At 38.9% G+C, this 22,260-nt stretch carries 24 protein-coding genes and 1 pseudogene; 14 read left to right on the plus strand and 11 right to left on the minus strand.

Features of this window, described 5'->3' with window-relative positions; translation table 11 throughout:
* Positions 1 to 17: 17 nt before the first annotated feature.
* Positions 18 to 1,325 (plus strand): uracil/xanthine transporter, encoded by a 1,308-nt coding sequence (locus tag J7E66_RS16660; RefSeq protein ID WP_215002071.1) that lies wholly within the window; start codon positions 18 to 20, stop codon positions 1,323 to 1,325.
* 56 nt (positions 1,326 to 1,381) lie between these two features.
* Here J7E66_RS16660 and J7E66_RS31835 read toward each other — a convergent pair whose 3' ends face one another.
* Entirely contained in the window at positions 1,382 to 2,497 is a 1,116-nt protein-coding gene (locus tag J7E66_RS31835; RefSeq protein ID WP_215001864.1) for a PucR family transcriptional regulator, read from the minus strand.
* Here J7E66_RS31835 and J7E66_RS31840 point away from each other — a divergent pair.
* Positions 2,470 to 2,568: pseudogene (locus tag J7E66_RS31840) on the plus strand (hypothetical protein); the annotation flags it as partial. The gene J7E66_RS31835 and the pseudogene J7E66_RS31840 sit on opposite strands and share 28 nt — an antisense overlap.
* A 31-nt stretch (positions 2,569 to 2,599) precedes the next feature.
* Here J7E66_RS31840 and J7E66_RS16670 read toward each other — a convergent pair.
* Together J7E66_RS16670 and J7E66_RS16675 are read right to left on the minus strand one after the other, a co-directional pair.
* Entirely contained in the window at positions 2,600 to 3,190 is a 591-nt protein-coding gene (locus J7E66_RS16670; protein ID WP_215001866.1) for a hypothetical protein, read from the minus strand.
* 148 nt (positions 3,191 to 3,338) lie between these two features.
* Positions 3,339 to 4,160, minus strand: a complete 822-nt coding sequence (locus tag J7E66_RS16675; RefSeq protein WP_215001868.1) for a Cof-type HAD-IIB family hydrolase — start codon at positions 4,158 to 4,160, stop codon at positions 3,339 to 3,341.
* Positions 4,161 to 4,350: 190 nt separating this feature from the next.
* Between J7E66_RS16675 and J7E66_RS16680 the strand changes: the two genes are divergently transcribed.
* Positions 4,351 to 4,923, plus strand: coding sequence for a DNA-3-methyladenine glycosylase I (locus J7E66_RS16680; RefSeq protein ID WP_215001870.1), 573 nt, complete (start codon positions 4,351 to 4,353; stop codon positions 4,921 to 4,923).
* Positions 4,924 to 5,097: 174 nt separating this feature from the next.
* Here the strand turns inward: J7E66_RS16680 and J7E66_RS16685 are convergent, their stop codons facing one another.
* Together J7E66_RS16685 and J7E66_RS16690 are read right to left on the minus strand one after the other, a co-directional pair.
* Positions 5,098 to 5,286 (minus strand): phospholipase D-like domain-containing protein, encoded by a 189-nt coding sequence (locus J7E66_RS16685; RefSeq protein ID WP_215001872.1) that lies wholly within the window; start codon positions 5,284 to 5,286, stop codon positions 5,098 to 5,100.
* A 182-nt stretch (positions 5,287 to 5,468) separates the two neighbouring features.
* Positions 5,469 to 5,633, minus strand: coding sequence for a hypothetical protein (locus tag J7E66_RS16690; RefSeq protein WP_215001874.1), 165 nt, complete (start codon positions 5,631 to 5,633; stop codon positions 5,469 to 5,471).
* A 293-nt stretch (positions 5,634 to 5,926) separates the two neighbouring features.
* On the opposite strand from J7E66_RS16690, the gene J7E66_RS16695 reads away from it, so the two are divergent.
* Together J7E66_RS16695 and J7E66_RS16700 are read left to right on the plus strand one after the other, a co-directional pair.
* Positions 5,927 to 6,595, plus strand: coding sequence for a TetR/AcrR family transcriptional regulator (locus tag J7E66_RS16695; RefSeq protein WP_215001876.1), 669 nt, complete (start codon positions 5,927 to 5,929; stop codon positions 6,593 to 6,595).
* A gap of 13 nt (positions 6,596 to 6,608) precedes the next feature.
* The gene (locus J7E66_RS16700) at positions 6,609 to 7,085 is read left to right on the plus strand and encodes a CBS domain-containing protein (RefSeq protein WP_215001878.1); all 477 of its coding nucleotides are present in this window, start codon (positions 6,609 to 6,611) and stop codon (positions 7,083 to 7,085) included.
* Positions 7,086 to 7,186: 101 nt separating this feature from the next.
* Here the strand turns inward: J7E66_RS16700 and J7E66_RS16705 are convergent, their stop codons facing one another.
* The gene (locus J7E66_RS16705; protein ID WP_215001880.1) at positions 7,187 to 7,348 is read right to left on the minus strand and encodes a hypothetical protein; all 162 of its coding nucleotides are present in this window, start codon (positions 7,346 to 7,348) and stop codon (positions 7,187 to 7,189) included.
* 163 nt (positions 7,349 to 7,511) lie between these two features.
* Positions 7,512 to 8,633 (minus strand): metallophosphoesterase, encoded by a 1,122-nt coding sequence (locus J7E66_RS16710; RefSeq protein ID WP_215001882.1) that lies wholly within the window; start codon positions 8,631 to 8,633, stop codon positions 7,512 to 7,514.
* A gap of 537 nt (positions 8,634 to 9,170) precedes the next feature.
* On the opposite strand from J7E66_RS16710, the gene J7E66_RS16715 reads away from it, so the two are divergent.
* The 3 genes from J7E66_RS16715 (at position 9,171) to J7E66_RS16725 (ending at position 11,071) form a co-directional block, all read left to right on the plus strand.
* A complete protein-coding gene (locus J7E66_RS16715; protein WP_246869470.1) occupies positions 9,171 to 9,518 on the plus strand; it encodes a metal-sensitive transcriptional regulator in 348 nt (115 codons plus the stop codon).
* A 670-nt stretch (positions 9,519 to 10,188) separates the two neighbouring features.
* A complete protein-coding gene (locus J7E66_RS16720) occupies positions 10,189 to 10,452 on the plus strand; it encodes a hypothetical protein (protein ID WP_215001884.1) in 264 nt (87 codons plus the stop codon).
* Positions 10,453 to 10,540: 88 nt separating this feature from the next.
* A complete protein-coding gene (locus tag J7E66_RS16725; protein WP_215001886.1) occupies positions 10,541 to 11,071 on the plus strand; it encodes a hypothetical protein in 531 nt (176 codons plus the stop codon).
* Positions 11,072 to 11,140: 69 nt separating this feature from the next.
* On the opposite strand, the gene J7E66_RS16730 is transcribed toward J7E66_RS16725, so the two are convergent.
* From J7E66_RS16730 to J7E66_RS16745, 4 genes are all read right to left on the minus strand, one after another.
* The gene (locus tag J7E66_RS16730) at positions 11,141 to 11,893 is read right to left on the minus strand and encodes an anti-sigma factor (protein WP_215001887.1); all 753 of its coding nucleotides are present in this window, start codon (positions 11,891 to 11,893) and stop codon (positions 11,141 to 11,143) included.
* Positions 11,894 to 11,897: 4 nt separating this feature from the next.
* Entirely contained in the window at positions 11,898 to 12,464 is a 567-nt protein-coding gene (locus tag J7E66_RS16735; protein WP_215001889.1) for an RNA polymerase sigma factor, read from the minus strand.
* 161 nt (positions 12,465 to 12,625) lie between these two features.
* Positions 12,626 to 13,900, minus strand: coding sequence for an MFS transporter (locus tag J7E66_RS16740; RefSeq protein ID WP_215001891.1), 1,275 nt, complete (start codon positions 13,898 to 13,900; stop codon positions 12,626 to 12,628).
* Complete coding sequence (locus J7E66_RS16745; RefSeq protein ID WP_215001893.1) at positions 13,897 to 15,222, minus strand: alkaline phosphatase family protein; 1,326 nt, start codon at positions 15,220 to 15,222, stop codon at positions 13,897 to 13,899. The genes J7E66_RS16740 and J7E66_RS16745 overlap by 4 nt, the downstream gene beginning before the upstream one ends.
* A gap of 178 nt (positions 15,223 to 15,400) precedes the next feature.
* On the opposite strand from J7E66_RS16745, the gene J7E66_RS16750 reads away from it, so the two are divergent.
* The 6 genes from J7E66_RS16750 (at position 15,401) to J7E66_RS16775 (ending at position 22,089) form a co-directional block, all read left to right on the plus strand.
* Positions 15,401 to 16,315: an alpha/beta hydrolase gene (locus J7E66_RS16750; RefSeq protein WP_215001895.1), complete on the plus strand. Its 915-nt coding sequence runs from the start codon at positions 15,401 to 15,403 to the stop codon at positions 16,313 to 16,315.
* 230 nt (positions 16,316 to 16,545) lie between these two features.
* The gene (locus J7E66_RS16755; RefSeq protein ID WP_215001897.1) at positions 16,546 to 17,574 is read left to right on the plus strand and encodes a Bug family tripartite tricarboxylate transporter substrate binding protein; all 1,029 of its coding nucleotides are present in this window, start codon (positions 16,546 to 16,548) and stop codon (positions 17,572 to 17,574) included.
* Positions 17,575 to 17,650: 76 nt separating this feature from the next.
* Positions 17,651 to 18,103: a tripartite tricarboxylate transporter TctB family protein gene (locus tag J7E66_RS16760; protein WP_215001899.1), complete on the plus strand. Its 453-nt coding sequence runs from the start codon at positions 17,651 to 17,653 to the stop codon at positions 18,101 to 18,103.
* 56 nt (positions 18,104 to 18,159) lie between these two features.
* The gene (locus J7E66_RS16765) at positions 18,160 to 19,686 is read left to right on the plus strand and encodes a tripartite tricarboxylate transporter permease (RefSeq protein ID WP_215001901.1); all 1,527 of its coding nucleotides are present in this window, start codon (positions 18,160 to 18,162) and stop codon (positions 19,684 to 19,686) included.
* 80 nt (positions 19,687 to 19,766) lie between these two features.
* Positions 19,767 to 21,395, plus strand: coding sequence for an ATP-binding protein (locus J7E66_RS16770; RefSeq protein WP_215001903.1), 1,629 nt, complete (start codon positions 19,767 to 19,769; stop codon positions 21,393 to 21,395).
* Complete coding sequence (locus tag J7E66_RS16775; protein ID WP_215001905.1) at positions 21,358 to 22,089, plus strand: response regulator; 732 nt, start codon at positions 21,358 to 21,360, stop codon at positions 22,087 to 22,089. The genes J7E66_RS16770 and J7E66_RS16775 overlap by 38 nt, the downstream gene beginning before the upstream one ends.
* The last annotated feature ends 171 nt before the right edge of the window (positions 22,090 to 22,260 follow it).

The following is a 22,260-nucleotide window of genomic DNA, read 5'->3' on the forward strand; positions in this document are numbered from 1 at the left end:
GATGAACAGTGAAACGAATGCACTTGACCACCATGTTCTTGGCTGGTCTGCAATGGTTATTTTTCATGTTTGCAAATACTGTGGTCATCCCGTTAACTATCGGGGATGCCTTTGACTTATCATCTGTTGAGGTGGCTAGTGCACTGCAAAGATCATTTATCTATACAGGGACAGCCTGTATCCTGCAAGCTGTTTTTGGGCATAAATATCCACTTATGGAAGGACAATCTGGCTTGTGGTGGGGGGCCATCCTAAGTCTTTGTGCTTCAGCTTCTTCAGCTGGAATCAGTTTGACTGAAATAGGGGGTGGTCTTGCGCTTGGTATTATTATTTCAGGCGCTTTAGTTATCATTCTCGGAGCTTTAGGAATGGGACAGGTGTTAGAGCGGTTATTTACACCCGTAGTTATGAGTACCGTGCTTTTTCTGCTCGCGAGCCAGCTTATTGTCATTTTTACAAAAGGGATGCTCGGATTGGGAACAGCAACTCAGATTGATATACCAACAGCAGGATTATCGGTCCTGTTAATTATACTCGTTGTATGGATTAATCTTAAGGGGCCTGGAGTGATTCGGAATTTTTCCATCCTAATTGGGATTGTAACTGGGTGGGTGGTTTACGCACTATTTTTTCCATCAACCCCAACTAATCCGAGTACATCAACGGAACTTTTTCAGTTATTTCCTTGGGGGAAACCTAGTTTTAGCTTTGGTCTAATTCTGATGGCAGTCATCACTGGTTTGGTTAATACAACGAATACTATGGCTTCCATAAAAGGGATTGAGCCAATCATAAAGACGAAAACCACAAATAATCAATACCGCCGCTCATTTGTTTTAACAGGGATTAATTCGATCGTATCGGGCCTATTTGGTTTGGTTCCGTATGCACCCTATATTTCTTCACTGGGATTTTTACAGTCAACTCTCATTTTTGATCGGGCACCAATCGTCATTGGAGGTGCTTTGTTTATATTACTTGGTTCGGTGCCTGCGCTGAGTCAACTGTTTTCTACTTTGCCCATCAGTGTCGGGGATGCAGTTTTATTTGTAGCCTATTTGCAATTATTTAGCGGAGCACTTACAAATTTGAATGGAATTCGCTTTAACCAAAGAACAATTTATCGAATCGCTGCACCTGTTCTACTAGGAATTGCGATCATGAATATTCCTGCTGAAATGTTTGGTTCCATCCCGATGCTTGTTCGACCGCTCTTAAGCAGCGGCTTACTTGTAGGAATTTTGCTTGCGATTGTGCTTGAAAATACAATTGATTGGTCCAAACTAGAGAAATCGATACCAAGTCCCAAAAAAAAGATCAGTTGAATAAATAAACAGGCGCCCCGTTTAATTTAGGAGCGCCCTGTTTTTTAATATCGGTATTAAGCGAGTGTAGTAAGTTTTTCTTTTATAAAAGGATAAAGGCTTACTGCTAGATGAATATTCAAAATTTGTTGACTATCAGATAAATCAGTGGAAAGAATTTCTTCAATCCTTTTTAACCGATACATCAATGTATTGGTATGAACATGGATGGATTCTGCTGCTTCTTTCGCATTTTGATTGTGTTCAAGATATGCAAACAACGAAGGTAGCAGTTCGCCTTTACGGGATTGGTCATATTCAAACAGAGGCCCGAGTACTTCCATGATAAAATCAATAAGTTCTTCTTCGGTATTTTGTAGCAAAAGTCTTTGAACGCCAAGTTCTTTATAACTAATCACTTGGTTTTTCCCTCCATAACTTTGAAGGAATTGAAGACATTTCGCTGCCACCTGCATCGATTTAGTAACTTTTAATAAGCTGGAATGAATTCTCCCAATACCTATCGAAACATTAGTGCCCCAATTTTTAATTTGGATTTCCTGTTGAAATTTAGACACCAGCTCTTTAACTTGATGGTGTGCATAGGCAGGTGAAACCTTTTGTTGAAAAGTAAGGAGTACAACGATTTGGTCGTGATTTCTAACCGCCATCCCTTTTAAAGAATTTATTATAAATACTCGGTTGGCCAACTGAACAAGGTGGCGAATGATGCTGTTCCTTTTATGTGTATTGTCCATTTCGTCTAACCGGATAATAACAGCTAAATAATCACCCATCGGTTCGAAATCCATCTGTTTCGCTTTTTGAAGAATGGTGCCGTCTACCTGTCCAGAAAATAGAACATCAATGAGCCCCCCATTTATTTTTTCCTGTGCATCAAAAATAGCTTGATCCTTTACAAGTTCGAGTGAGATAACGGTACATGCATGCTCCAATGCTGCGATATCAACAACACGCATTTTTTCAGGAGAAACGATAATTAGTGAGCCATAAAGCGTTGGCTTGGCCCCAATTGGAAGGACGGTTATACACTGATTTGCTTTATTCATGTTGGTTTCAATGATCAAATAAGTGATAATCGAATCGAGCCCTTCACCGTGTAAAACAAGGGCAGCCAATCGATTATGGATATCCACAGACCGAGAGCCTTGTAACACAATTGTTCCCAGCATTGGTATTCAGCTTAGCTAAAAAGAACGTGGTGACAAAAGCTGGTGCGTTTGCCGGTATTGCAGTGGGGGTGTTTTATTTTTGTAACGTTTAAATCAGTGAAATTAATCAGTCTGTTTTTGAATTTCTTCTTCCTTATGATTCATCAAGAAAAATGTTAATGGCTGGTCGGAACCCGTCATTAATTTATACACATAGGAAGAAGTAAGTTTATAGCCGTCGTCTATTTTTGTAGCCAAATAATTCGTCCGTTCGAACAGAATGGACCGGATATGATTGATTTGACGGGAGATTTTGTCCATTAATGCTTCTTGATTGTCTAAGCGCTGTAAAACTCCGCCTTGAAACGCCTCTTGTTTCGCCATTTTTTCTGCAACCATTTTTTGTAGTTCGAGCTGTTCATTCAGTTGGAGGACAAGCCCATGATTCGCATCCTCGTACCTCTCCAACCTTCTTTGTAAATCATTTAGTTGATTGCCAACATGGTTCCACTGGTTGAAGTGTGTTTCTTCTTGATGTTGGGATTGCATACCTAATTCAGATAAGGCTTTTTTGAGTGCAGTATTCGCTATTTGCTGTTCAGAAATTAATTGAGACAGGAAATCCTGTCTTGATATGACTTGATTGGTCGCTTGTGGATTTTGTTTGTTTTTATAAACATCCGGATGTTCACTGTTATTAATGAATAATCCCATACCTCTCTCCGCCTTTTTTTGTATTTGGTTGGAATATTTTATGCTTGAAAAACTAAAGAGGGGACATGATTGGGCTGTTGGAAAGGAAAAAGTGCAAAAAAACAACGCTCGGAAAAATTCCATGCGTTGTTTCGATAAAATTTTATTATCAAACAAGAGTCGGTGTTTTCAATACGAATTTTTCTACAACCTTTGCAACACCATCATTCATATTGCTGTCAGTGACAAAGTTAGCTTTTGCTTTAATATCGTCTGGAGCATTCCCCATAGCAACACCTAAGCCTGCAAACTCAATCATTGCAAGGTCATTATAGCTGTCTCCAATTGCGATGACTTCTTCGCGCTTAATCCCCAGTTGTTGAATCAAATGGCTAAGGCTTGTACCTTTCGTGACGCCATGCTCCGTAAATTCTAGAAAGAATGGTTTGGAACGCATGACACTTAGATGACCAGCTAACTCTTGGTGCAGTTTTTCTTCTACATCCGCAAGTTTTGTTTCATCTTCAAGCATCAGCACTTTTACCACAGGTTCCGATACAGCCTCCACGAAACTACCGACTTCAATTATTTCTAGGCCAGTAATTTCTCCTTCAATATTTGTGAATTGGTTTCCAGCCTCGGTAACAATCTGATCCCCAACATACGTATGAATCCAAACATTTTCACGACGACTTACTTCATATAAATAGTGAACGACATCAGGCGATAAAGTGCTGCTAAACAGTTCTTCACCAGTTTGACAGTTAATAATTTTAGCGCCATTAAAAGAAAGAATAAAGCTGCCGAAATCATTCAACCGCAGTTCTTCAGCAATAGCATACATGGCTGACGTAGGCCGGCCAGAAGCTAACACCACTTTCACTCCTAATTCTTGTGCATCCATAAGTGCACGCTTTGTGCGGTCAGATATCGTGTGGTCGTCCTGCAATAGTGTATCGTCTAAATCAAGTACAATCATTTTATAATGCATTCTTGAAGTCTCCTTTAAACATATGTCATCTAACTATCTTACTATAAATCTAGTGAAAATACGTCTTACAATTGAATCCAATTCGTAGTTATCGAATAATAAATGGGAGGTTCTTATTTTTATAAAATTATGTCATACTTAAGTGAACGTAAGTTATGTAATCAACGGAAGTACTGGAGGCTTTTCAAAGATGAATCGTTGCGGTTGGGTAAATCAGGATCCACTATATATTGATTATCACGATTATGAATGGGGAGTTCCGGTCTATGATGATCGCCTGCTATTTGAGTACTTAAATCTCGAAGGGGCCCAGGCAGGACTGAGTTGGTACACCATTTTAAAAAAGAGAGAGAACTACCGGAAAGCTTTTGATAACTTTGAAGCAGAAAAAATTATCCGCTATGATGAAAAGAAAATCGAAGAATTAATCCATAATGAAGGAATTGTCCGAAATAAGCTAAAAATCAATGCAGTCATTACCAACGCACATGCGTTTTTGAAGGTTGTGGAGGAGTTTGGCTCATTTAGTAAGTACATATGGTCCTTTGTTGGCGGTAAGCCGATTCAAAACCACTTCCGTGAAATGAAAGATGTTCCTGCAATCACGGATATTAGTGATCAATTAAGTAAAGATTTAAAGAAGCGCGGCTTCAAATTTGTTGGCTCGACCATCTGTTATGCCTTCATGCAAGCGACAGGAATGGTGAATGACCATATCGTGACCTGTGAATGTTATCAAAAAACAAATCAAATAACGAACTAATGAAAAAAAGCGACTATCTCAATGTAGAGACATCGCTTTCCTTAGGTTGTGTAAAGAAAAATATAAAGATGGCAATTGACAGTAAAAATAAAAATATTTCTGCTTTAGAGGGCTCGAATGTTGGGAGGTCTGTTAAGGACACCACTTCCTTCTTAATTAGATTTGATTAAAATTTCAGGTTCGATTTCGCGCTCTTCCAGTTAGCGGCCCACCAACAGATAGGGCAAATCCTCCTGGTTCTATAATAAGTCTAACAACTGTCACTTGACCTGTTAATAATAAAAATGCTGTTATAATATCAATAGTTCGTGGGATAGATATAACTGTTTGTAGGCCATTTTCTAAGTCACAACTACTTTTCAACGATGTCACAACCTACTCAACTTAAACTATTCATGTACAACGATAATGACCAGGATAGAAATCTTTGCAGCTAAAGCATATCTTTTGAATATTATGAAATGAATCGAAGGGTGCTACTCATTTCACAAAAAGAAAGCCCATCACAACCGTGATGGGCTTTCTTAGCAAGAAAAATAGCTTGCTTATGACTGTGCAGGTTTATCAAGCGTGAAATCTGATGTTGGCAAAGTAATGATCTTGCCGCCAATTTGGACATGAATGGTGTCGTTGAAAATGGCTTTCACAATTCCCTTTAAGGAGATGGTTGAATTGACAGAGATTTTTTTAGATTCAGCTTGGTTTGCCACAATATCAACGCCTTTCGAAAATTGGTAGAAATATAGGAACTTATAACAAAAAAATAAAGATACATTAAATTATTCGGAAAAATATTAGAAACTCCTGCTAAGGCAAGGGGATTTTTATAAAAAAAATCGGTCATGTTTTAATCTATCTATATTGCAAAGGGGTGTTAAAACAATAATAGCGACTTAACATGAACCGTAAGTCAAGTATCGCATTTTTGAGGTTGTCTGTCAACGGAAACATGAACTCTGGTTCAAATTTTAAAATCGTGGTATGATATATTTGAGGTGATAAAATGCCAGACAGTGATGACCTATTAATTGGTGAATTCCCTTTTCTCCCAAAACAGGAACGGGCCCAACAAAAAAGAAATGCACTGCTCGAAAGTGGACAAATTTTGTTTATTTCGAAGGGGTACGAGCAAACTACTGCTAAGGAAATTGCTGCCCATGCAGGTGTTGCTACCGGTACCTTTTATCGTTATTTTTCAGATAAACGCCAACTTTTAATGTCATTATTAGAAGACAAATTAGACAAGCTTCTCCCACCTGAACCTAGTTGGATTTCCCGTGATCCAGTAACATTATTAGCATCACTTTTAGAAGCCCATAATAAACGCCTTAATGAGTTAGGGATACAGCGTGTGTTGCCTGAGTTAGTGATGAAAGATCCTGGTCTTGCTGAATTTTTGGGTAGCGCACGAAGGAAAATTCATTCGAGAATTTTGTTAGGGCTGAAACAAGCGGAAGAAAAAGGATTAACCTGGGAGGATCTCGATTTAGAAACTGTCGCGTGGGCAATTTTAGTCTTAGTGGAAAATGGTCATGGGAAAGAAGGACAAACTGGGAAAAGAGCGGATTTTCTAGAAATTTCGAAAGTAATTTGCCGGATGGTTTTTCCACCAGATGTGTTACAGCAATTGCAAAATACGGATGAAACGAATAATCGAAAATTCAATCAATGAGAGTGGTGTCGATATGATAAATGTTCAGGTAAAGGATTTTATGGTTAAAGATGTTATATCAGCTAGTCCAAGTGCTTCCATTAAAGATGTAATGACATTGTTTGTTGGGAAAAAAATTGGCGGTTTACCGATTATCGATGAGAATGGTGTGCTACGTGGATTTGTAACAGATGGTGACATTTTACGGGCAATCAGTCCAGTCGATCGTCGGATTCATGATTATTTTTCTCTTATCACATATGTTGCAAAAGAAAACATGGAGAATCGCTTGAGAGAATTAGCTGACAGGGAAGTCATTCGGATTGCAAAAACCCACGGAATCGTAACCGTCCATCCTGAAGATGAAATGAAAAAAGTTGTCTCTCTATTGTCTAAGCATCACTTTAAAAAACTACCTGTTGTTGATGAGTCTAATCATGTGGTTGGTGTAATTAGCAGGGGAGATGTCATTCGCAGCATACAAGAAACGATTATTAATGATTGGCAATGATAGTCTTGCAACTGAGACAGCCCTTCATTTTAAAGGGAAGGGCTGTCTTTGGAAAGAATATACTCCTATTGTTCCATTATAATAACCTTTGTAAGACTAAACTATTGAAGTGGTTTTTCAAGCAGGAGTTCAGATGCTGGGAGCGTTATGATTTTCCCGCCAATTTGCACATGAACGGTATCGTTGAAAATGGCTTTTACAATTCCTTTTAATGAAATTGTCGAATTAACAGAGATTTTTTTCGCTTCAGCTTTGTTTGCCAAATTAACCAACACCCTTCGAAATAGTTATGAAAATATTATATATGAAGATAAGGAAATAAAGCCAGAATAAATTATCAGAAAAGTTAAAAAAATTTACATTTTGTGAACGCAAAAATAATTTTTCTTCTATTCTTATGTGGGATGCAAATGATTGGTGAGTATTTTACGCTATTCCCTTTTTAAAGGTAAGATGTATTTGTATGATTTCAGAACGACTGCCAATCCGAAGTGGAGGACCCCAAAAACCATAACCGGATGAAACAATGGAATGAAGCTGACTTTTCTGAAGATAGCCCCAATCATTTTCAAATATCCTTTTTGTAATCAGATGATTCGGTGCCATTTGACCTCTGTGTGTATGGCCTGATAAAAGTAAGTCGACACGATTTTCTTGCGCATGGGTTATTTCAGCTGGCTGATGATCCATCATAATAATTGGCAGGGATGGATCAATATCAGTTAGAATAGCTTCAATCGGTAGCCGATTTCGATCAGTTTTGTCTTTTCGACCTGCAAGATAAAAGCTGTCAGCTATTTTGAGTACTTGATCCAATAGGATAGTTATCCCGATTCGTTCCATTTCCTGCAAAAACTTTGGAATCCCACCGCCATAATATTCATGATTTCCTAGAACTCCATAGACACCTAAGGGGGCCGATAACTCCTTCATTACATCACCCATTTTCTTTTGAGTAAATGGCTCGGGATCGTCGTCAATGATATCGCCTGGCAGTAAAATGATATCCGGCTTTAGAGCGTTTACATTGCGGACAAGACGGCGAATATGTCGGATGCCTGAAAGTCTGCCAAAATGCATATCAGAGGCCATGGCAATTCGAAGCTCAGTTAGATTGCCCACCTGTTTTGGAATGACAAGTGAAAAAGTCCGAACGACAGGGCTATATGCATTAAACGTTCCGAAGATAAATAGAATAACAAAAGATATTAACACCGCTCCTCCTACCCAATTGATGACTGATGTTGTGGAAAGATCAGCAAAAATGAGAACAAAGGCAACAAGATTGGAAAGAGGCAAGAAAAGGATGGCATATTGGAATAATCCAAACCAATAAGAGCCGATCATTTTAAATAGAGGCACTTTTTTTATGAAATGTCCGATGATGTATGAATAGGAAATGAGACTAACGACTAAACCGTAAATCCATTTATCCTGCAAATTAAATACTGAATGCAGCCAAACCCAGCCGTTCCAACCGATATAAAATGTTATGGCAGAATATACAATTATGATGGTCATGAAATTTATCAAGTAGCGTGGGTTCATCGATTGCTCCTTTATTGAGGGAATATTCCATAAACATGAAATGTAGTTCAAGTATTGCATTGGCATGCAAGGGCTGTCAATTAATCCAACCCATTTGAATCAGATTACGATGGGATGTAGTGACATTGAAAAGGTAAGTAAGGTTAGTCCTTCATCAAAAATCGTCGTGGTCCATATGGAAGCTTGGAATCATTACTCGTATTGTCACGAAAGGATTTAATGCAATATTTTAGGTCACCAGCTATAGTAATCATACTATCTATGAACACATTTAGTGATTATGGATGATAAGGGTAAAAGATGTCATGGATAGATATTTTAGAAATATAATTTCTTTTTCAAAACATTTTCAATGCATATTAAGGATATGAAGGACAAAACCTGGTAAGAGTATAGGAGAAATGTCTTTCAAGAAGCCTCTGAAGGACAAAATCTTGAAACAGTACAGGTTAAATGTCTTTCATAAATCTTTTGTAGCAACCGTTCCCGTCACTTTCCTGAGGTATGATATAATATTCCCAAAAAGGAGGCGGACCAATGTCTAATGAAGTAGGGAAGGTAGATGAACTTTTTGAAAATACCTGCTGCTCAGATGAAGGAAGCGATCGTAAGAGTCATCATCCGGATAAAGTGAAAAATAATCTTGTTACGAGACTTAATCGAATTGAAGGGCAAATTCGAGGCATTAAGGGCTTAATTGAGAAAGATACGTATTGTGATGATGTCATAAACCAGATATCGGCCACACAATCCGCCTTAAATAGCGTAGCCAAAATCCTGCTTGAAGGTCATTTGAAAAGCTGTGTTGTCGAAAGAATTCAAGAAGGTGATTTTGAAGTCTTGGATGAAGTTCTCGTCACCATCCAAAAATTAATGAAAAAATAATCTAGTCTATTGGTGTTTAAGGACAATCAAAAAATAATATTTTTCGACGGAGAATGTACCCAGGTACGTTCTTTTTCTTTTATAGGAGATTAGGTCTATTTAAGAAGAAAGATTGAAAGAAACTCGAATAATACATTTGAAATATTCTGATAAACATATTATTATAAATAAAAATTCAAAGGATTTTTCCCAACAGATAAGCTTACCGTCAACACAGCTTAATATAGAAAAATTGGTAAAAGATGGACTATTAATGGTATGTCAGATATATTTGGGCCAGGTATAAAAGTTTCCATTTATATTGGTGATGCAGTCCAGCAAACTTGCTCACAAGTGTGAATGTAAATAACAGAGGGGCTTTTACTTTCACTACTATTAATTCAGCCAAGTCCATAGTTCAAGGGGGAAATCTCACTCTAGTCTCTACTTCTGGTGGAAAGTTAACAAATGTGACGGTAACAGTTAGGTAGTTTTAGGACATTGTAAAAATTTGAGAATTGTCAATGTCCCAACTTTCATTAATATGAAATAGGTTAATCTAAGCAATCCCTTGCTGGAAAGGTACTAATATTAGTAAACTTTCCGGCTTTTTTAATTTGGGATACACCATCTTTAATGAACGTCCCATTCCAGAGGTGAATATAATATTTACAAGGAAGGGTGGGTGCACATGTTTTTCGGTGGGTTGGTTCTTATTGGGATGGTCATACCATTCATATTAATGAAAATAGATTCTCGATGGGTGAACTGGATCCCAGCGGTATTCTTTTTAGCAGCAGCATTCCTAATGGGTGCGAAGGCGGTACTTTATCCAGGTGAGGGAATGGCTGATCTAGCTGAGAGAATCTATTTTATGATGTTTGGATCCGTTGCGATTGGTTCCATTATTGGTGGTACAATCGTTCACTTTATAAAAAGTAGAAAGAAAAAATAGTCAAAATATGAATTTCCTTCAAACCGATTGGGATTTATCCTCGTTACCTTTAACGAAGAACCAATAAGAATGAAGGAGTTGCATGTAAATGAAAAAGCGTTTAAAAGTATTACTTGGGATGTCAATTATGTCAATGTTTTTGTTTGGTGCAGTTGCATTCGCAGCAACAGATTTTACACAACTGGGATTTTCTAAAGTGGTTGCAGAAAGGAAGATCGAGGCAGGGGAATCAGCTAAACTGAGTCATAGTGGAATTAAAATTCAAATCCCCGAAGGAGCTTTTACCCACGACGTCACGTTTCAAGTGCTTGAAGGGGATAATAGTAAATTCCAAAAGGTGGCTCCTGCTGGAGAAACCGTGATCATGAATTTCGCGTTTAGAGTCATAGATTTAGAGACCGGTCAGATAATAGATAAATTTAATAATAAACAACTCACGTTCAGCTTTAAAGATAAGGATATTAACAAGGGAAGTATTTACTACAATTTCAAAATTGATGGGACGATTGCAAATAACAATGCACAATCTGTGATCGATGGAAGAACGTTAACCCATCCGGTCGGAGCTGCACCTGTAGGTTGGTTTATTACATCACCAATGGAAAGTATTAATAAATAAGCAACAAGCAACTAATACTTAAATAAAAAGTCCATGATTCTCAGTAAGAGATTCATGGGCTTTCTTCATTTATGTTCCTAAAACCTTTTTGCCACGTGGTTGGGTTCCATTGGCATCTGGTTCGAGTGAAATTCCTATCGCATCAAAAGATATTTCCTTGTTCAACTGGTAGGTCAGGTAGCCATTGCCCTCTTTATCCACATGGAAGGTCCCGGCACTTTTTCTGTTTCCATCATCAATTAGCCACACCTGATAAGCCTCAGAGCCCTTGGTATTCGCCAGTCCTTGGACCTGAAAAACAAGCTGTTTTTTATCTCCTTGCTTGTAAATTAATGCCTGCCCTTGAGCAGAATCTCCTGCAGGATTTGCTGTCTTTAACGCGTATACCTGGATAAACTCGGCTGGAGTTTTCGTTTGTTCCGTTAATTCTGTTACTTGATCTCGGAGATTTATATTGTTCCAAATGACTCCTCCAAAGCAAAAGAGGAGAGCGGCGGCAGCCAATCCATAAAGAGAGGAGCGAATTCGGACTAATTTCATTTTTGTTTCTTTTTGATTATTCCTTACAATCACAGTCTGGGAAGTGTTTTCAGGTGGGAAGATGGCGTTCATCACTTCATCCTTTAAATCAACAGGTACCTCCACGTCGTCTAATTCATAGGGGAGCATAGTCCACGCCTCCTGCAGATCTTGTATGTCTTTTTGACAAGACGAACAATTCAAAAGGTGCCTTTCCATCCTAATCCGTTCTTCGTTAGTAGTTTCAGCTATCAAGTAAGAGACTAATTCATTGGAAAATGGACAGCTGATATTTAAACTCATATTTTCATTCCCCCATTTCCACGACAACGTGTTTTCGCAAAACCTTCAGTGTCTGATGCAGCCGGCTTTTTATCGTGCCGATAGGTTCCTTTTTCATTTCGGCAATTTCACTTAAGGTGTATCCTTCCCAATAAAGCCACTGGATCAGTTCGATTTGATTTTTTGATAGAAATTGAAAGGCTTTCTGGATTTGTTCTCGCACCAGCTTTCTTGATAAAATCTCCGCTGGATTGGAGGATTGATGTTCCGGAATCTGCTCCAATTGTTCCTGATCGATTGATATCAATGCGTTGTCCTTTTTTTCCTTGCGGTGATGGTCAATCGTAATATTACGAGTGATCGTTAAAAGCCAATTGACGAATTGTCCTTTTTCCGGGTTATAACCGGTTTCTGTCGTCCACACGCGGGTAAAAACAGCTTGGACAATTACTCTAGCTTTGTCTGCATCTTTTGTTGATTTGAAAACGAAGGAATATACGAGCTTAATATAGCGGTCATATAATTCTTCTAAAGCTGGACGATGCTTTACTTTAATTAAAAGCATTAATTCGGTATCACTCAATTTTTGCATAAAAAAGGCAGTCCCCCTAGTCAATTCTGGATCCCTTTACATTAATAAACGAATCTTCAAGAAAATCGGTTTGTATATTATATAGGGACATTGAAGATTATTGGTGTCAGGCACCATTATTTTCAAAAAAACTAGACCTCATGGTGAGGTCTAATAAATTTTTATTCAGAAATAGAATTTGATTTTGAGATAGTAGTTGTTTCAGGTACGCGAAGGAGAATGATTCCTCCGATGGCAAAGAGAATAACTAAGCTAAACACACCGCTGTTCGTATTTCCGGTTATCTGTGCGGTGAATCCGACAAGGAATGGCCCTAAAATAGCTGCAAATTTATAAAAAATACTATAAAAGCCAAAGAACTCATTGGCGTTTTCTTTTGGAACTAGTTTCGCAAAGTAGGAGCGGCTTAGGGCCTGGATTCCACCTTGGGAGGAGGCAACGAGCATCGCCAAAATCCAAAAATCTAACGTCGTTTTTAAGAAATAAGCATAGGTACAAATGATTATATAAACAAAAATTCCAACTAGCAGCATGGTTTTGCCTTTATATTTATCGGCAAGCTTTCCAAATAAAATCGCGAATGGTGCAGCAACTACTTGTGTCGCAAACAAGATAATGAGTAGGTTAGTGGAAGTAATTCCTAGGTCAGATCCGTATGCTGTAGACATAGTAATAATCGTATTCACTCCGTCAATATAAAAGAAATAGGCAATTAAAAACAGAAATAATGGACGGTATAATTTAATCTTCTTAAATGTTTTAACTAGCTGTTTAAAGCCATTGGAAATGGGATTTGGCACGGGTTCCTTATAATAAACTTGTTTGACATTTTTTAGCATCGGAATCGTGAATAGGCCCCACCATAAGGCGGTAATTGCAAAAGCCGCTTTACTTGCAACCGAAACAGATAATGGGAGGATGTTTTGCTGCGATAATATAATCAGAGCAATGCTGATAATAAAAGGGATTGTACTACCGATATACCCCAATGCATAGCCCTTTGAGGAAATCTGATTCATTCTCTCTTCGGTTGTCACATCAACAAGAAACGCATCATAGAAAATATTTGTTCCGCCAAAACCAATCACGGTAATCATGTAACAAATTAATAAAAATAGCCATTGATTACTCGGTACGACTGCAAGCAGCAAGGTAAATACAATTCCTAATGAAAAGAAAAAGGTGAAAAATCGTTTCTTAAACCCCTTGAAATCCCCAATACTTCCAAGAATAGGCGCACAAATCGATATAAGCAGGGTGGCAAACGAATTAGCATAGCCCCAATAGGCAGTGGAAGTGGAAGCTTCAAGTCCCGCCTCGGTAGCTGCTGCTTTAAAATAAAGCGGAAAGATTGCCGTTGTGATTAGGATCGAATAAGCAGAGTTTGCCCAATCATAGAACGCCCAGCTCTTTTCTTGCTTTGACATCCGACTCATAGATTTTCCTCCTTTTCATTCTTCAACATTTCTTCTATCGTCCTTCCATCTGTCTGGCCTAAATTTACTCCTAGAAGCCTTGCAAATGTTGGACCTTCATCAATGAGACGGATTGAAGGCAGGGTGATTGATTTTATCCCTTTTCCAGCTGCCATAAAAATGGTTCCATAATTTTCTTTCTCAGGTGAATAGCCATGACAAGCCAAGGTGTATTTATGATCCGCGTTTACGTCCTCCTTCGTGATCGTTTTGATGAACTCCCCTTCGAAGTCTTCTAAAAAGAAATACCCTCTTTGGGCTTCAACCATAAAGGAACACGTTCCATCTGCGCCTTTTTCAGCAGCTTGTTCCCCTGAGAGAACGTTTTCAATCCCATTTCCAGGATCCTCATGTAAGGAATCTAGCAATCGTCTTACTTTATCCTGTGTGGGGAAATCTTGTTTGTCTTTTATGTAAATATATGCAGAGCCATCACAACTTTTACAATATGCCTTCCAATTAATTATTTTTCCTAATCCATTAGTGGTTATAAGATTTTGCTCATGAAAGAGAACATTTAGGTTGATGGCTTTATTTTCATCTAATGCACTATGATCACCTAGTGCAACTACAGTGGAATTCTCATAGATTCCGCTTTCCTTTAAGGCCTCGATAATTCTTCCAAGTCGGCTATTGTGGCGGTCGATAGCCGCGAGTGCTTCTTCTGAAGAAAAACCATGATAATGCCGCTGGGTATCCAAATCCGTAAAGTGGACCATCAATAAATTCGGCTTCTTGGTTTTAATTGTATCTACGGTTGACTCCAAGACGAAGTCATCCAATTCCGGTTGACTAAGGCCTTTTCGGATATGCCCGTAACGTTTATTAAGATCCCACTGAAAGCGTGGACTTCCACTCATCAGTGAAACTAGAATTTGATTATGCCAAGGGCGGTTCGCAAAAATTTCGGGCATATTATAGTCAATCTTTGCTTTGGCTGTTACTGGCCATAATAGAGCAGCTGTTGTCATATTTGCCTTTCTTACTTCGTCATACAAGGTTGTTCCTCGAATACAATCTCTGAACCAGTTCCAATCAGGAGAAACCATGCCTGGCTGCAGAAGTGTGTTATTAATTACACCGTGGCGGTTCGGATAATTACCTGTGACAATCGTTGCATGACAAGGATAAGTGACGGAAGGGTAAATGGATTCGACTTTCTCTACATAGGTCCCATTTTTTAATAGGGATTGAAAGTGTGGTAGTTCTTTTAACTTAGGAAAATCTAAGGCTGAAAGGCAATCAAATGAAATGATAATTAAATGGTCAGTCAGTCGTTTCATATATTGAAAAACCTCCGAAATCCGAAAATATTTACCAGTTACTACAATTGTACTACAGGTAGGCGGAAATGGAAGAATGGTTACAGAATATTTACAATATTGTTAAAAGCATTGTTTTAATAGAAGGGTTTTCTAGTATAATGATATTAGCAAATTCTGGATTAATGGAGGTAAGAAGATGCCGAGTATCCGAAGCTATTTTTTTGAAAAAGGAATTAAAATTTCGGTAAAAAGAGCCCTAAAGAAGGGGATATCAGATCGAGCTATGGATGAACAGCGGCAGATGCTCGACACGGCTGCAAGAAAGCTGGGGAAACTCCCAAAAAACTGCCAGGTTGAGCAACTTGAAATTGAAGGCTTGTACGCTGAGTGGCTTAGTTCCGAAAACATTTTAGCTGACAAGGTGATCCTTTATTTACACGGTGGTGGTTATGCATTTTGCTCTGCCAATACCCACCGCCCACTAGCGGCTCGAATTGGGAAAGCGGCGGGTGTAAAGGTGTTATTTCCGGAGTATCGCCTTGCACCGGAACATCCATTTCCAGCTGCCATCGAGGATGCTGTTACCGTGTACCGCTGGCTATTGCGACAAGGTTATGATTCCTCCAAGATTATTTTGGCAGGAGATTCTGCAGGAGGTGGCTTAAGCATTGCTGCCACTTTGGTCTTAAGGGATCAAAATGAACCGCTGCCGGGGGCAATTGTTTGTCTTTCTCCTTGGGTCGATTTAACCAGTAGCGGGGAAAGTTACCGTAAAAACAAGGAGGTTGATCCATATTTAAGTGTACAAGGTGTAAGGGATGCAGCACTAATGTATGCGGGGAATGAGAATTCCCTCAACCATCCACTCGTATCACCTGTCTTTGCAGACTTGACAGGGCTTCCTCCATTATTCATCCAAGCAGGGAATCATGAAATCTTGCAAAGTGATGCAGAATTGCTCGCCACACAAGCACATCATGCAGGTGTTGATGTCACTTTTAAAGTTTGGGACAAGATGTGGCATGTCTGGCAAATTAGTGGTGATACTTTACCTGAAGCGAAAAAGGCTGTAAGCGAAATAGGGAATTACCTAAAGAAAAACTTCCAATAATTTTTTTAAGCTTAACTTGGGCAGATATTGGGTCCAAATTATAAACGAAAATCTGAGAACTCCTGAGATACTGAATCAGGAGTTCTTTCACGTATTGATAACAATAATTAAACCTATGAACTTTATGAACAAAATGGCAGTTAAGTTTTTAATGCTGTTTAAATGAATAATCTATGAAAACCTCAAAATTTTTGTAAAATTAAGAAAACGTTTACAAAGGGGGAAATGAAATGTTTTCTATCAAAAGAATTTCAGCAGTAATGTGTGCAGGAGCATTGGCATTAAGTTTGGGGGCTTGCAGCAGTAAGGAAACAGCGAGTACAAGTAAAAAAGAGGAAGGCACCGGTTATCCAACAAAGGCCATTAGCGTGGTAGCACCGTCTGGAGCAGGTGGAGGCTGGGATTTAACAGCCCGCTCGTTTACAAAAGTGTTAAGTGAAACAAAGCTTGTAAAACAGCCAATGACAGTTGAGAATAAGCCTGGCGGCGGTGGAGCAGTTTTTATGGCGGAATATGCAACCCAGCAAGTGGAAAATAATGACATGCTGTTTGTCAATTCACCGCCGATTATTATCAACAATTTAAAGAAAGAAGGAAACAGTCCGTACGGTTATAAGAATACCACACCATTAGCACAACTTACGAAAGACTATGGAGCGATAGTTGTTAAAGCCGATTCCAAATTTAAAGATTTAAAATCGGTTTTGGAAGAAGTTAAGAAGGATCCTAGTAAGTTGACTTTTGCTGGTGGCTCGGCACCAGGTTCGATGGACCATTTAGTTTCCATTCTACCAGCCTATAAATATGGGGTTGACCCAACTAAAATTAAATATGTTTCCTATGATGGCGGTGGCGAAGCGATTACCGCATTACTTGGAGGAAACGCAGATGTCATTGGGACGGATGCCTCTAGCGTAAAAGAGTTTCTTAAGGCAGGCAAAGTAAGAGTCCTTGCGATTACATCCACTGAACGCTTATCAGGTGACTTTAAAGATGTCCCTACAGCGAAGGAACAAGGTGTCGATGCAGAATTTACGATTTGGCGTGGTGTATTTGGTCCAGAAAAAATGTCCGATGAAGCAAAGGCTTATTGGGAAAGAACCATTGATAAGTTAGTTCAATCACCTGAATGGAAAAAAGAAGTCGAGACACAAGGCTGGGAATTAGAGTATAAAAATGGGGCAGATTTTAAAAAGTTCTTAGATGATCAGGAATCACAAGTACAACAATTATTAGAAGCATTAGGAATGCAGAAGTAGAAGTAACCCAAGAGGGAAGGAACGACTTTCTCCTTCCCTTTTATTTTAAACATAGCACGGATTGGGGGGATTGCGGATGGACATTAAATTTGATCGCATCGCTGCTATATTGTTTCTAGCTGTAGGAGTCCTATTTATTATCGGAAGCAGAAGTATTGCAAGCTCTTCTTATGGAAGTGTAGTCGGTCCAGATATTTTTCCATTCTTTCTTGGGGTATTGCTGACGATCTTAAGTATTCGCTTATTTTATGAAACCTTTAATGGAAAAACACAGGAAAAGAAAAAAGAAAAATTGCAGTATAAGCCTTTTTTAATCATATTGGCAGCCACATTAATCTATATTTTGACGCTGGAATCAGTTGGTTATGTGATCACAACATTTTTATTTCTTTTTGTATGCTTTCAGACAATGGAACGTGCTAAATGGCTGACCTCACTAATAATCGCTGGATGTTTTTCTGGACTTGTCTATTTCATATTTGTCGAAATATTAAAAGGAACGCTTCCAGGGTGGCCAATTTGGTTTTAGTCAATTAAGTTATGGTGTCAGGCACCACGTTTCTTGGAAGGAAAGGGGGATATGTTATGAATACTCTTGATTATTTGATGCACGGATTCGGTGCGGCACTTATTTGGTATAATTTACTTTTTGCATTTGTTGGAGTTTTGATTGGGACAGCAGTTGGGGTGTTACCGGGGATTGGTCCGATGAGCGGCGTTGCTTTGCTTATTCCTGTTACCGCTTCCATTACGGGAGGACTTCCTCCTGAACAAGCCGCAACTAGTGCCATCATTCTCCTTGCTGGTGTCTACTACGGAGCCATGTATGGTGGATCAACCACTTCTATTCTATTAAATACTCCTGGCGAATCATCGTCCGTAGTGACCACATTAGACGGTTATCAGATGGCAAAGAAAGGACGAGCAGGGAGTGCCTTGTCAATTGCGGCGATTGGGTCGTTTGTGGCAGGAATCGTCACGTTGGTCGCACTAATTGCCTTGGCGAAACCGTTGTCAAATCTAGCCCTTAAATTCGGTCCTTCTGAATATTTCTCTCTGATGCTGTTAGGACTCGGCGCTGTGAGCGGATTGGCAGGAAAGTCCGTTACGAAAGCCTTAATTATGACGGTAAGTGGGCTGCTCCTTGCTACAATCGGAATTGACAATGTTTCTGGGATTGGTCGTTTTACTTTTGATATTCCCTGGTTATACCAAGGGATTGAATTCTTGACCATTGCCGTAGGTTTGTTTGCACTTGGTGAGGTGTTTAAGACAATCTTAGAAAAAGATGAAGAAGATACACAAATGTCAAAGATTAATAATTTACTGCCATCTAAAGAAGAGTTGAAAGAATCGGCTGGACCGATCGCCAGAGGTTCCATCTTAGGCTTTTTTATCGGGATTCTACCTGGAGCAGGTGCGACGCTCGCTTCCTTTTTTTCTTACATATTAGAAAAGAAGATTTCTAAAGACCCATCGAAATTTGGTACTGGGGCGATTGCGGGTGTTGCAGCACCAGAATCGGCGAACAATGCAGCCTCAGGCGGAGCAATGATACCCTTATTAACATTAGGAATTCCGGGCTCGGGCACAACCGCCATCCTGATGGGGGCACTGATGATGTATAACGTTCAGCCAGGTCCGTTATTATTCGAAGATCATCCCCAAGTAGCGTGGGGATTGATTGCTAGTATGTTTATTGGAAATATCATGCTGTTAATACTCAACCTCCCGCTTGTTAAGGTATTTGCAAAAATCATTCAGACACCAAAGAAATATTTGATTCCAATCATTATTGCCATCTCTATTTTCGGTGTTTATGCGGTTCAAGTTTCGATTAATGACCTTTTGCTTCTACTAGGTTGCGGTTTAGTTGGCTATTTTCTAAATAAACATGATTACCCAATTGCACCATTGGTGTTAGGACTTGTACTAGGTCCAATGCTTGAGAATAACCTGCGCAGAGCCTTAACGATTTCAAATGGAGATTTTGGACCGTTTTTCACACGCCCTATCTCATTAAGTTTCTTAATTTTGACCGTTCTTTGGTTGGTTATTCCGGTCATAATGAAGATGAGAGGAAAAAATGTCGTTATAAACGAAGAAGGATAATCTTTTTAAAGTTCTGATTATTGGAAAAACCCCTTTTTTTAAGGGGTTTTTTTCTATATGATAGAGATAGAGGTGTTTGTATGCGATTACATACGAAATTAATGTTAGGTATTTTTATATTAATCATCCTAATTGGCGGGGTTTTTGAAATAACTTTTAAAAACATAATGGAATCCAATCTTAAGCACGAAAAAGGGACGAAGGCCTTATCGGTGGCACAGTCCATCTCAAATATGCCAGAGATTCAAAAAGCCTTTTATAGTACCGATCCTGCTGCCATTATACAACCGATCGCAGAAAAAATTAGAAAACAGGTTGGAGCGGAATTTATTGTTATCGGGAATCGAAAGGAGATTCGCTATTCTCATCCTGACCCAAACCGATTAGGACAGAAAATGGTTGGTGGAGATAATGAACGAGTCTTTAGAGGAGAATCGGTCATCTCAGAATCGATTGGAACCCTTGGTCCTTCCTTGAGAGGAAAAGCACCCATATTTAGTGATGGCGGCGAAGTTATTGGAGTGGTTTCAGTAGGATATCTTCAAACGGATATTGATAAAGAAGTTTCAAAGATTAGAAGAAAAATCTTTATGGTGACAATGATTATCTTACTGGGAGGATTACTAGCCGCCTTATTAATCTCCTTAAATATTAAGAGAGCGATTTTCGGACTTGAACCAAAAGAAATAGCTTGGATGTACCAGGAGAAACATGCCATATTAGAATCCATCCATGAAGGAATTATCGCAGTCGATACGAATGGGCGAATAACAGTTGTCAATGAAACCGCACATAAATTTCTCAATGTTCCGAAAGAGGTCCTTCTCCGTGGAAAAAGAATTGAAGATGTACTTGAAAATACGCATCTATATGAAGTTGTTCGAACTGGACTTGCGGAGTATGATCGGGAATTTGCCATTTTTGGAGAGGTATTTTTGGTTAATCGTATTCCCATTTTTAATAAAAAGGGAGAAGTAATTGGAGCAGTTGCTAGCTTCAGAAACAAGTCAGAGCTTTCCAATCTGATTCAGGAATTGTCCCATGTAAAAGCATATGCTGAAGGACTAAGAGCACAGACACATGAATATTCCAATCGTCTTTACACACTTCTTGGCTTGATTCAACTTGGTTCTTATAAAGAAGCGATTGATTTCATTTCAAGGGAAGTGGATGTCGCGCAAGGTTTCATAAGCTTCTTAATGAAGGAAATTCCTGACCCGATCATTGCCGGTTTTATTTTAGGTAAGGTCAGTTTATCGAGCGAGTTAAAAATCAATTTTACAATAGACCGAGAGAGCAGCTTTAATGATGTTCCAGCGGAAATCAGTAGGGATACGTTAGTCACAATTATAGGTAACCTTGTCAATAATGCCTTCGATGCTGTACGAGAAAATAATAAGGAAGAAAAAAAGGTTTCTTTGTTTTTAACTGACCTAGGAAAAGAATTGATTATCGAAATAGAAGATAACGGCAAAGGCATTGACACGAGCCTAAGTGAACAAATTTTTCAAGATGGATTTTCAACGAAAAACCGTCAAAGTAATGCAGGGATTGGGTTAAGTCTTGTTAAGGAAGCCATAAGGAGCTTAGGGGGATATTTAACCTTTTCCTCGAATGAAGGGGAAGGGACCATTTTCACAGTAGCGATACCAAAAAGCAGGGGGTGTTTGAATGAAGCAGAGCCCGGATATAGAAGTGTTAATTGTTGAGGATGATTTACGAATTGCAGAAATTCAAAAACGATTTATTGAACAGATTGCTGGTTTTCAAACGGTAGGAATTGCGGCAAGTTATCAAGAAGCAAAGACCTATATTGATTTAATACAGCCAGACCTTCTCTTGCTGGATGTATATTTTCCAGACATGAATGGAATTGATTTACTTAAAGAAACAAAGCAGCAAAATAAACAAATGGATGTAATCATGATTACCGCCACAAAAGAGATTCATAAGGTTCAAGAGGCAATTAGTATAGGTGTGTTTGATTATATTATTAAACCAGTGATTTTCGAGAGATTCAAACAATCATTGCTGCGGTATCAGGATTTTCACACGAAGTTAGTAGAATTGAGGAATGAAAATCTCCATGTCACCCAACAACAGGTGGACAAGTTACTGCGAAAAGAAATAGATCTCTCCCTTAGCGAAAAAGCTTATTTGCCGAAGGGAATTGATCCGCTTACACTTGAAAAGGTTTTGGATGTCCTGTCGAAAGTCGATTTCGGGTTAACAGCAGAATTCGTCGCCAAAGAAATAGGCGTTAGCAGAACAACGGCCAGAAGGTATCTTGAACATCTCATGTCTGAGGAAAAAATTGCAGCAGATTTAGCTTACGGAACGGTGGGTCGTCCTGAACGAGTCTATCTAGTTAAGGGGGCATTAAAACTACATAACCACCAATAAAGAAGGCTCAAATGGAGCCTTCTTCTTTATTTAAGAAGTGGTGCCTGACACCATGCTGTACCTTCGATGAATTGTAATAATATTGCCAATATTACCACAGGAGAGAATTTAAATTAGTTATATAATAAGATTGAATCTTCATAGCCAGCAAAATATATAGTAAATGTGGCT

The organism is Bacillus sp. ISL-7, from assembly GCF_018613065.1.

What these genes read in the sequence shown, in the direction of transcription:
- J7E66_RS16660 (WP_215002071.1), top strand. Translation starts at nt 18, where the DNA reads ATGCACTTGACCACCATGTTCTTGGCTGGTCTGCAATGGTTATTTTTC.
- J7E66_RS31835 (WP_215001864.1), bottom strand. Translation starts at nt 2,497, where the DNA reads ATGCTGGGAACAATTGTGTTACAAGGCTCTCGGTCTGTGGATATCCAT.
- J7E66_RS16670 (WP_215001866.1), bottom strand. Translation starts at nt 3,190, where the DNA reads ATGGGATTATTCATTAATAACAGTGAACATCCGGATGTTTATAAAAAC.
- J7E66_RS16675 (WP_215001868.1), bottom strand. Translation starts at nt 4,160, where the DNA reads ATGCATTATAAAATGATTGTACTTGATTTAGACGATACACTATTGCAG.
- J7E66_RS16680 (WP_215001870.1), top strand. Translation starts at nt 4,351, where the DNA reads ATGAATCGTTGCGGTTGGGTAAATCAGGATCCACTATATATTGATTAT.
- J7E66_RS16695 (WP_215001876.1), top strand. Translation starts at nt 5,927, where the DNA reads ATGCCAGACAGTGATGACCTATTAATTGGTGAATTCCCTTTTCTCCCA.
- J7E66_RS16700 (WP_215001878.1), top strand. Translation starts at nt 6,609, where the DNA reads ATGATAAATGTTCAGGTAAAGGATTTTATGGTTAAAGATGTTATATCA.
- J7E66_RS16710 (WP_215001882.1), bottom strand. Translation starts at nt 8,633, where the DNA reads ATGAACCCACGCTACTTGATAAATTTCATGACCATCATAATTGTATAT.
- J7E66_RS16715 (WP_246869470.1), top strand. Translation starts at nt 9,171, where the DNA reads ATGTCTAATGAAGTAGGGAAGGTAGATGAACTTTTTGAAAATACCTGC.
- J7E66_RS16720 (WP_215001884.1), top strand. Translation starts at nt 10,189, where the DNA reads ATGTTTTTCGGTGGGTTGGTTCTTATTGGGATGGTCATACCATTCATA.
- J7E66_RS16725 (WP_215001886.1), top strand. Translation starts at nt 10,541, where the DNA reads ATGAAAAAGCGTTTAAAAGTATTACTTGGGATGTCAATTATGTCAATG.
- J7E66_RS16730 (WP_215001887.1), bottom strand. Translation starts at nt 11,893, where the DNA reads ATGAGTTTAAATATCAGCTGTCCATTTTCCAATGAATTAGTCTCTTAC.
- J7E66_RS16735 (WP_215001889.1), bottom strand. Translation starts at nt 12,464, where the DNA reads ATGCAAAAATTGAGTGATACCGAATTAATGCTTTTAATTAAAGTAAAG.
- J7E66_RS16740 (WP_215001891.1), bottom strand. Translation starts at nt 13,900, where the DNA reads ATGAGTCGGATGTCAAAGCAAGAAAAGAGCTGGGCGTTCTATGATTGG.
- J7E66_RS16745 (WP_215001893.1), bottom strand. Translation starts at nt 15,222, where the DNA reads ATGAAACGACTGACTGACCATTTAATTATCATTTCATTTGATTGCCTT.
- J7E66_RS16750 (WP_215001895.1), top strand. Translation starts at nt 15,401, where the DNA reads ATGCCGAGTATCCGAAGCTATTTTTTTGAAAAAGGAATTAAAATTTCG.
- J7E66_RS16755 (WP_215001897.1), top strand. Translation starts at nt 16,546, where the DNA reads ATGTTTTCTATCAAAAGAATTTCAGCAGTAATGTGTGCAGGAGCATTG.
- J7E66_RS16760 (WP_215001899.1), top strand. Translation starts at nt 17,651, where the DNA reads ATGGACATTAAATTTGATCGCATCGCTGCTATATTGTTTCTAGCTGTA.
- J7E66_RS16765 (WP_215001901.1), top strand. Translation starts at nt 18,160, where the DNA reads ATGAATACTCTTGATTATTTGATGCACGGATTCGGTGCGGCACTTATT.
- J7E66_RS16770 (WP_215001903.1), top strand. Translation starts at nt 19,767, where the DNA reads ATGCGATTACATACGAAATTAATGTTAGGTATTTTTATATTAATCATC.
- J7E66_RS16775 (WP_215001905.1), top strand. Translation starts at nt 21,358, where the DNA reads ATGAAGCAGAGCCCGGATATAGAAGTGTTAATTGTTGAGGATGATTTA.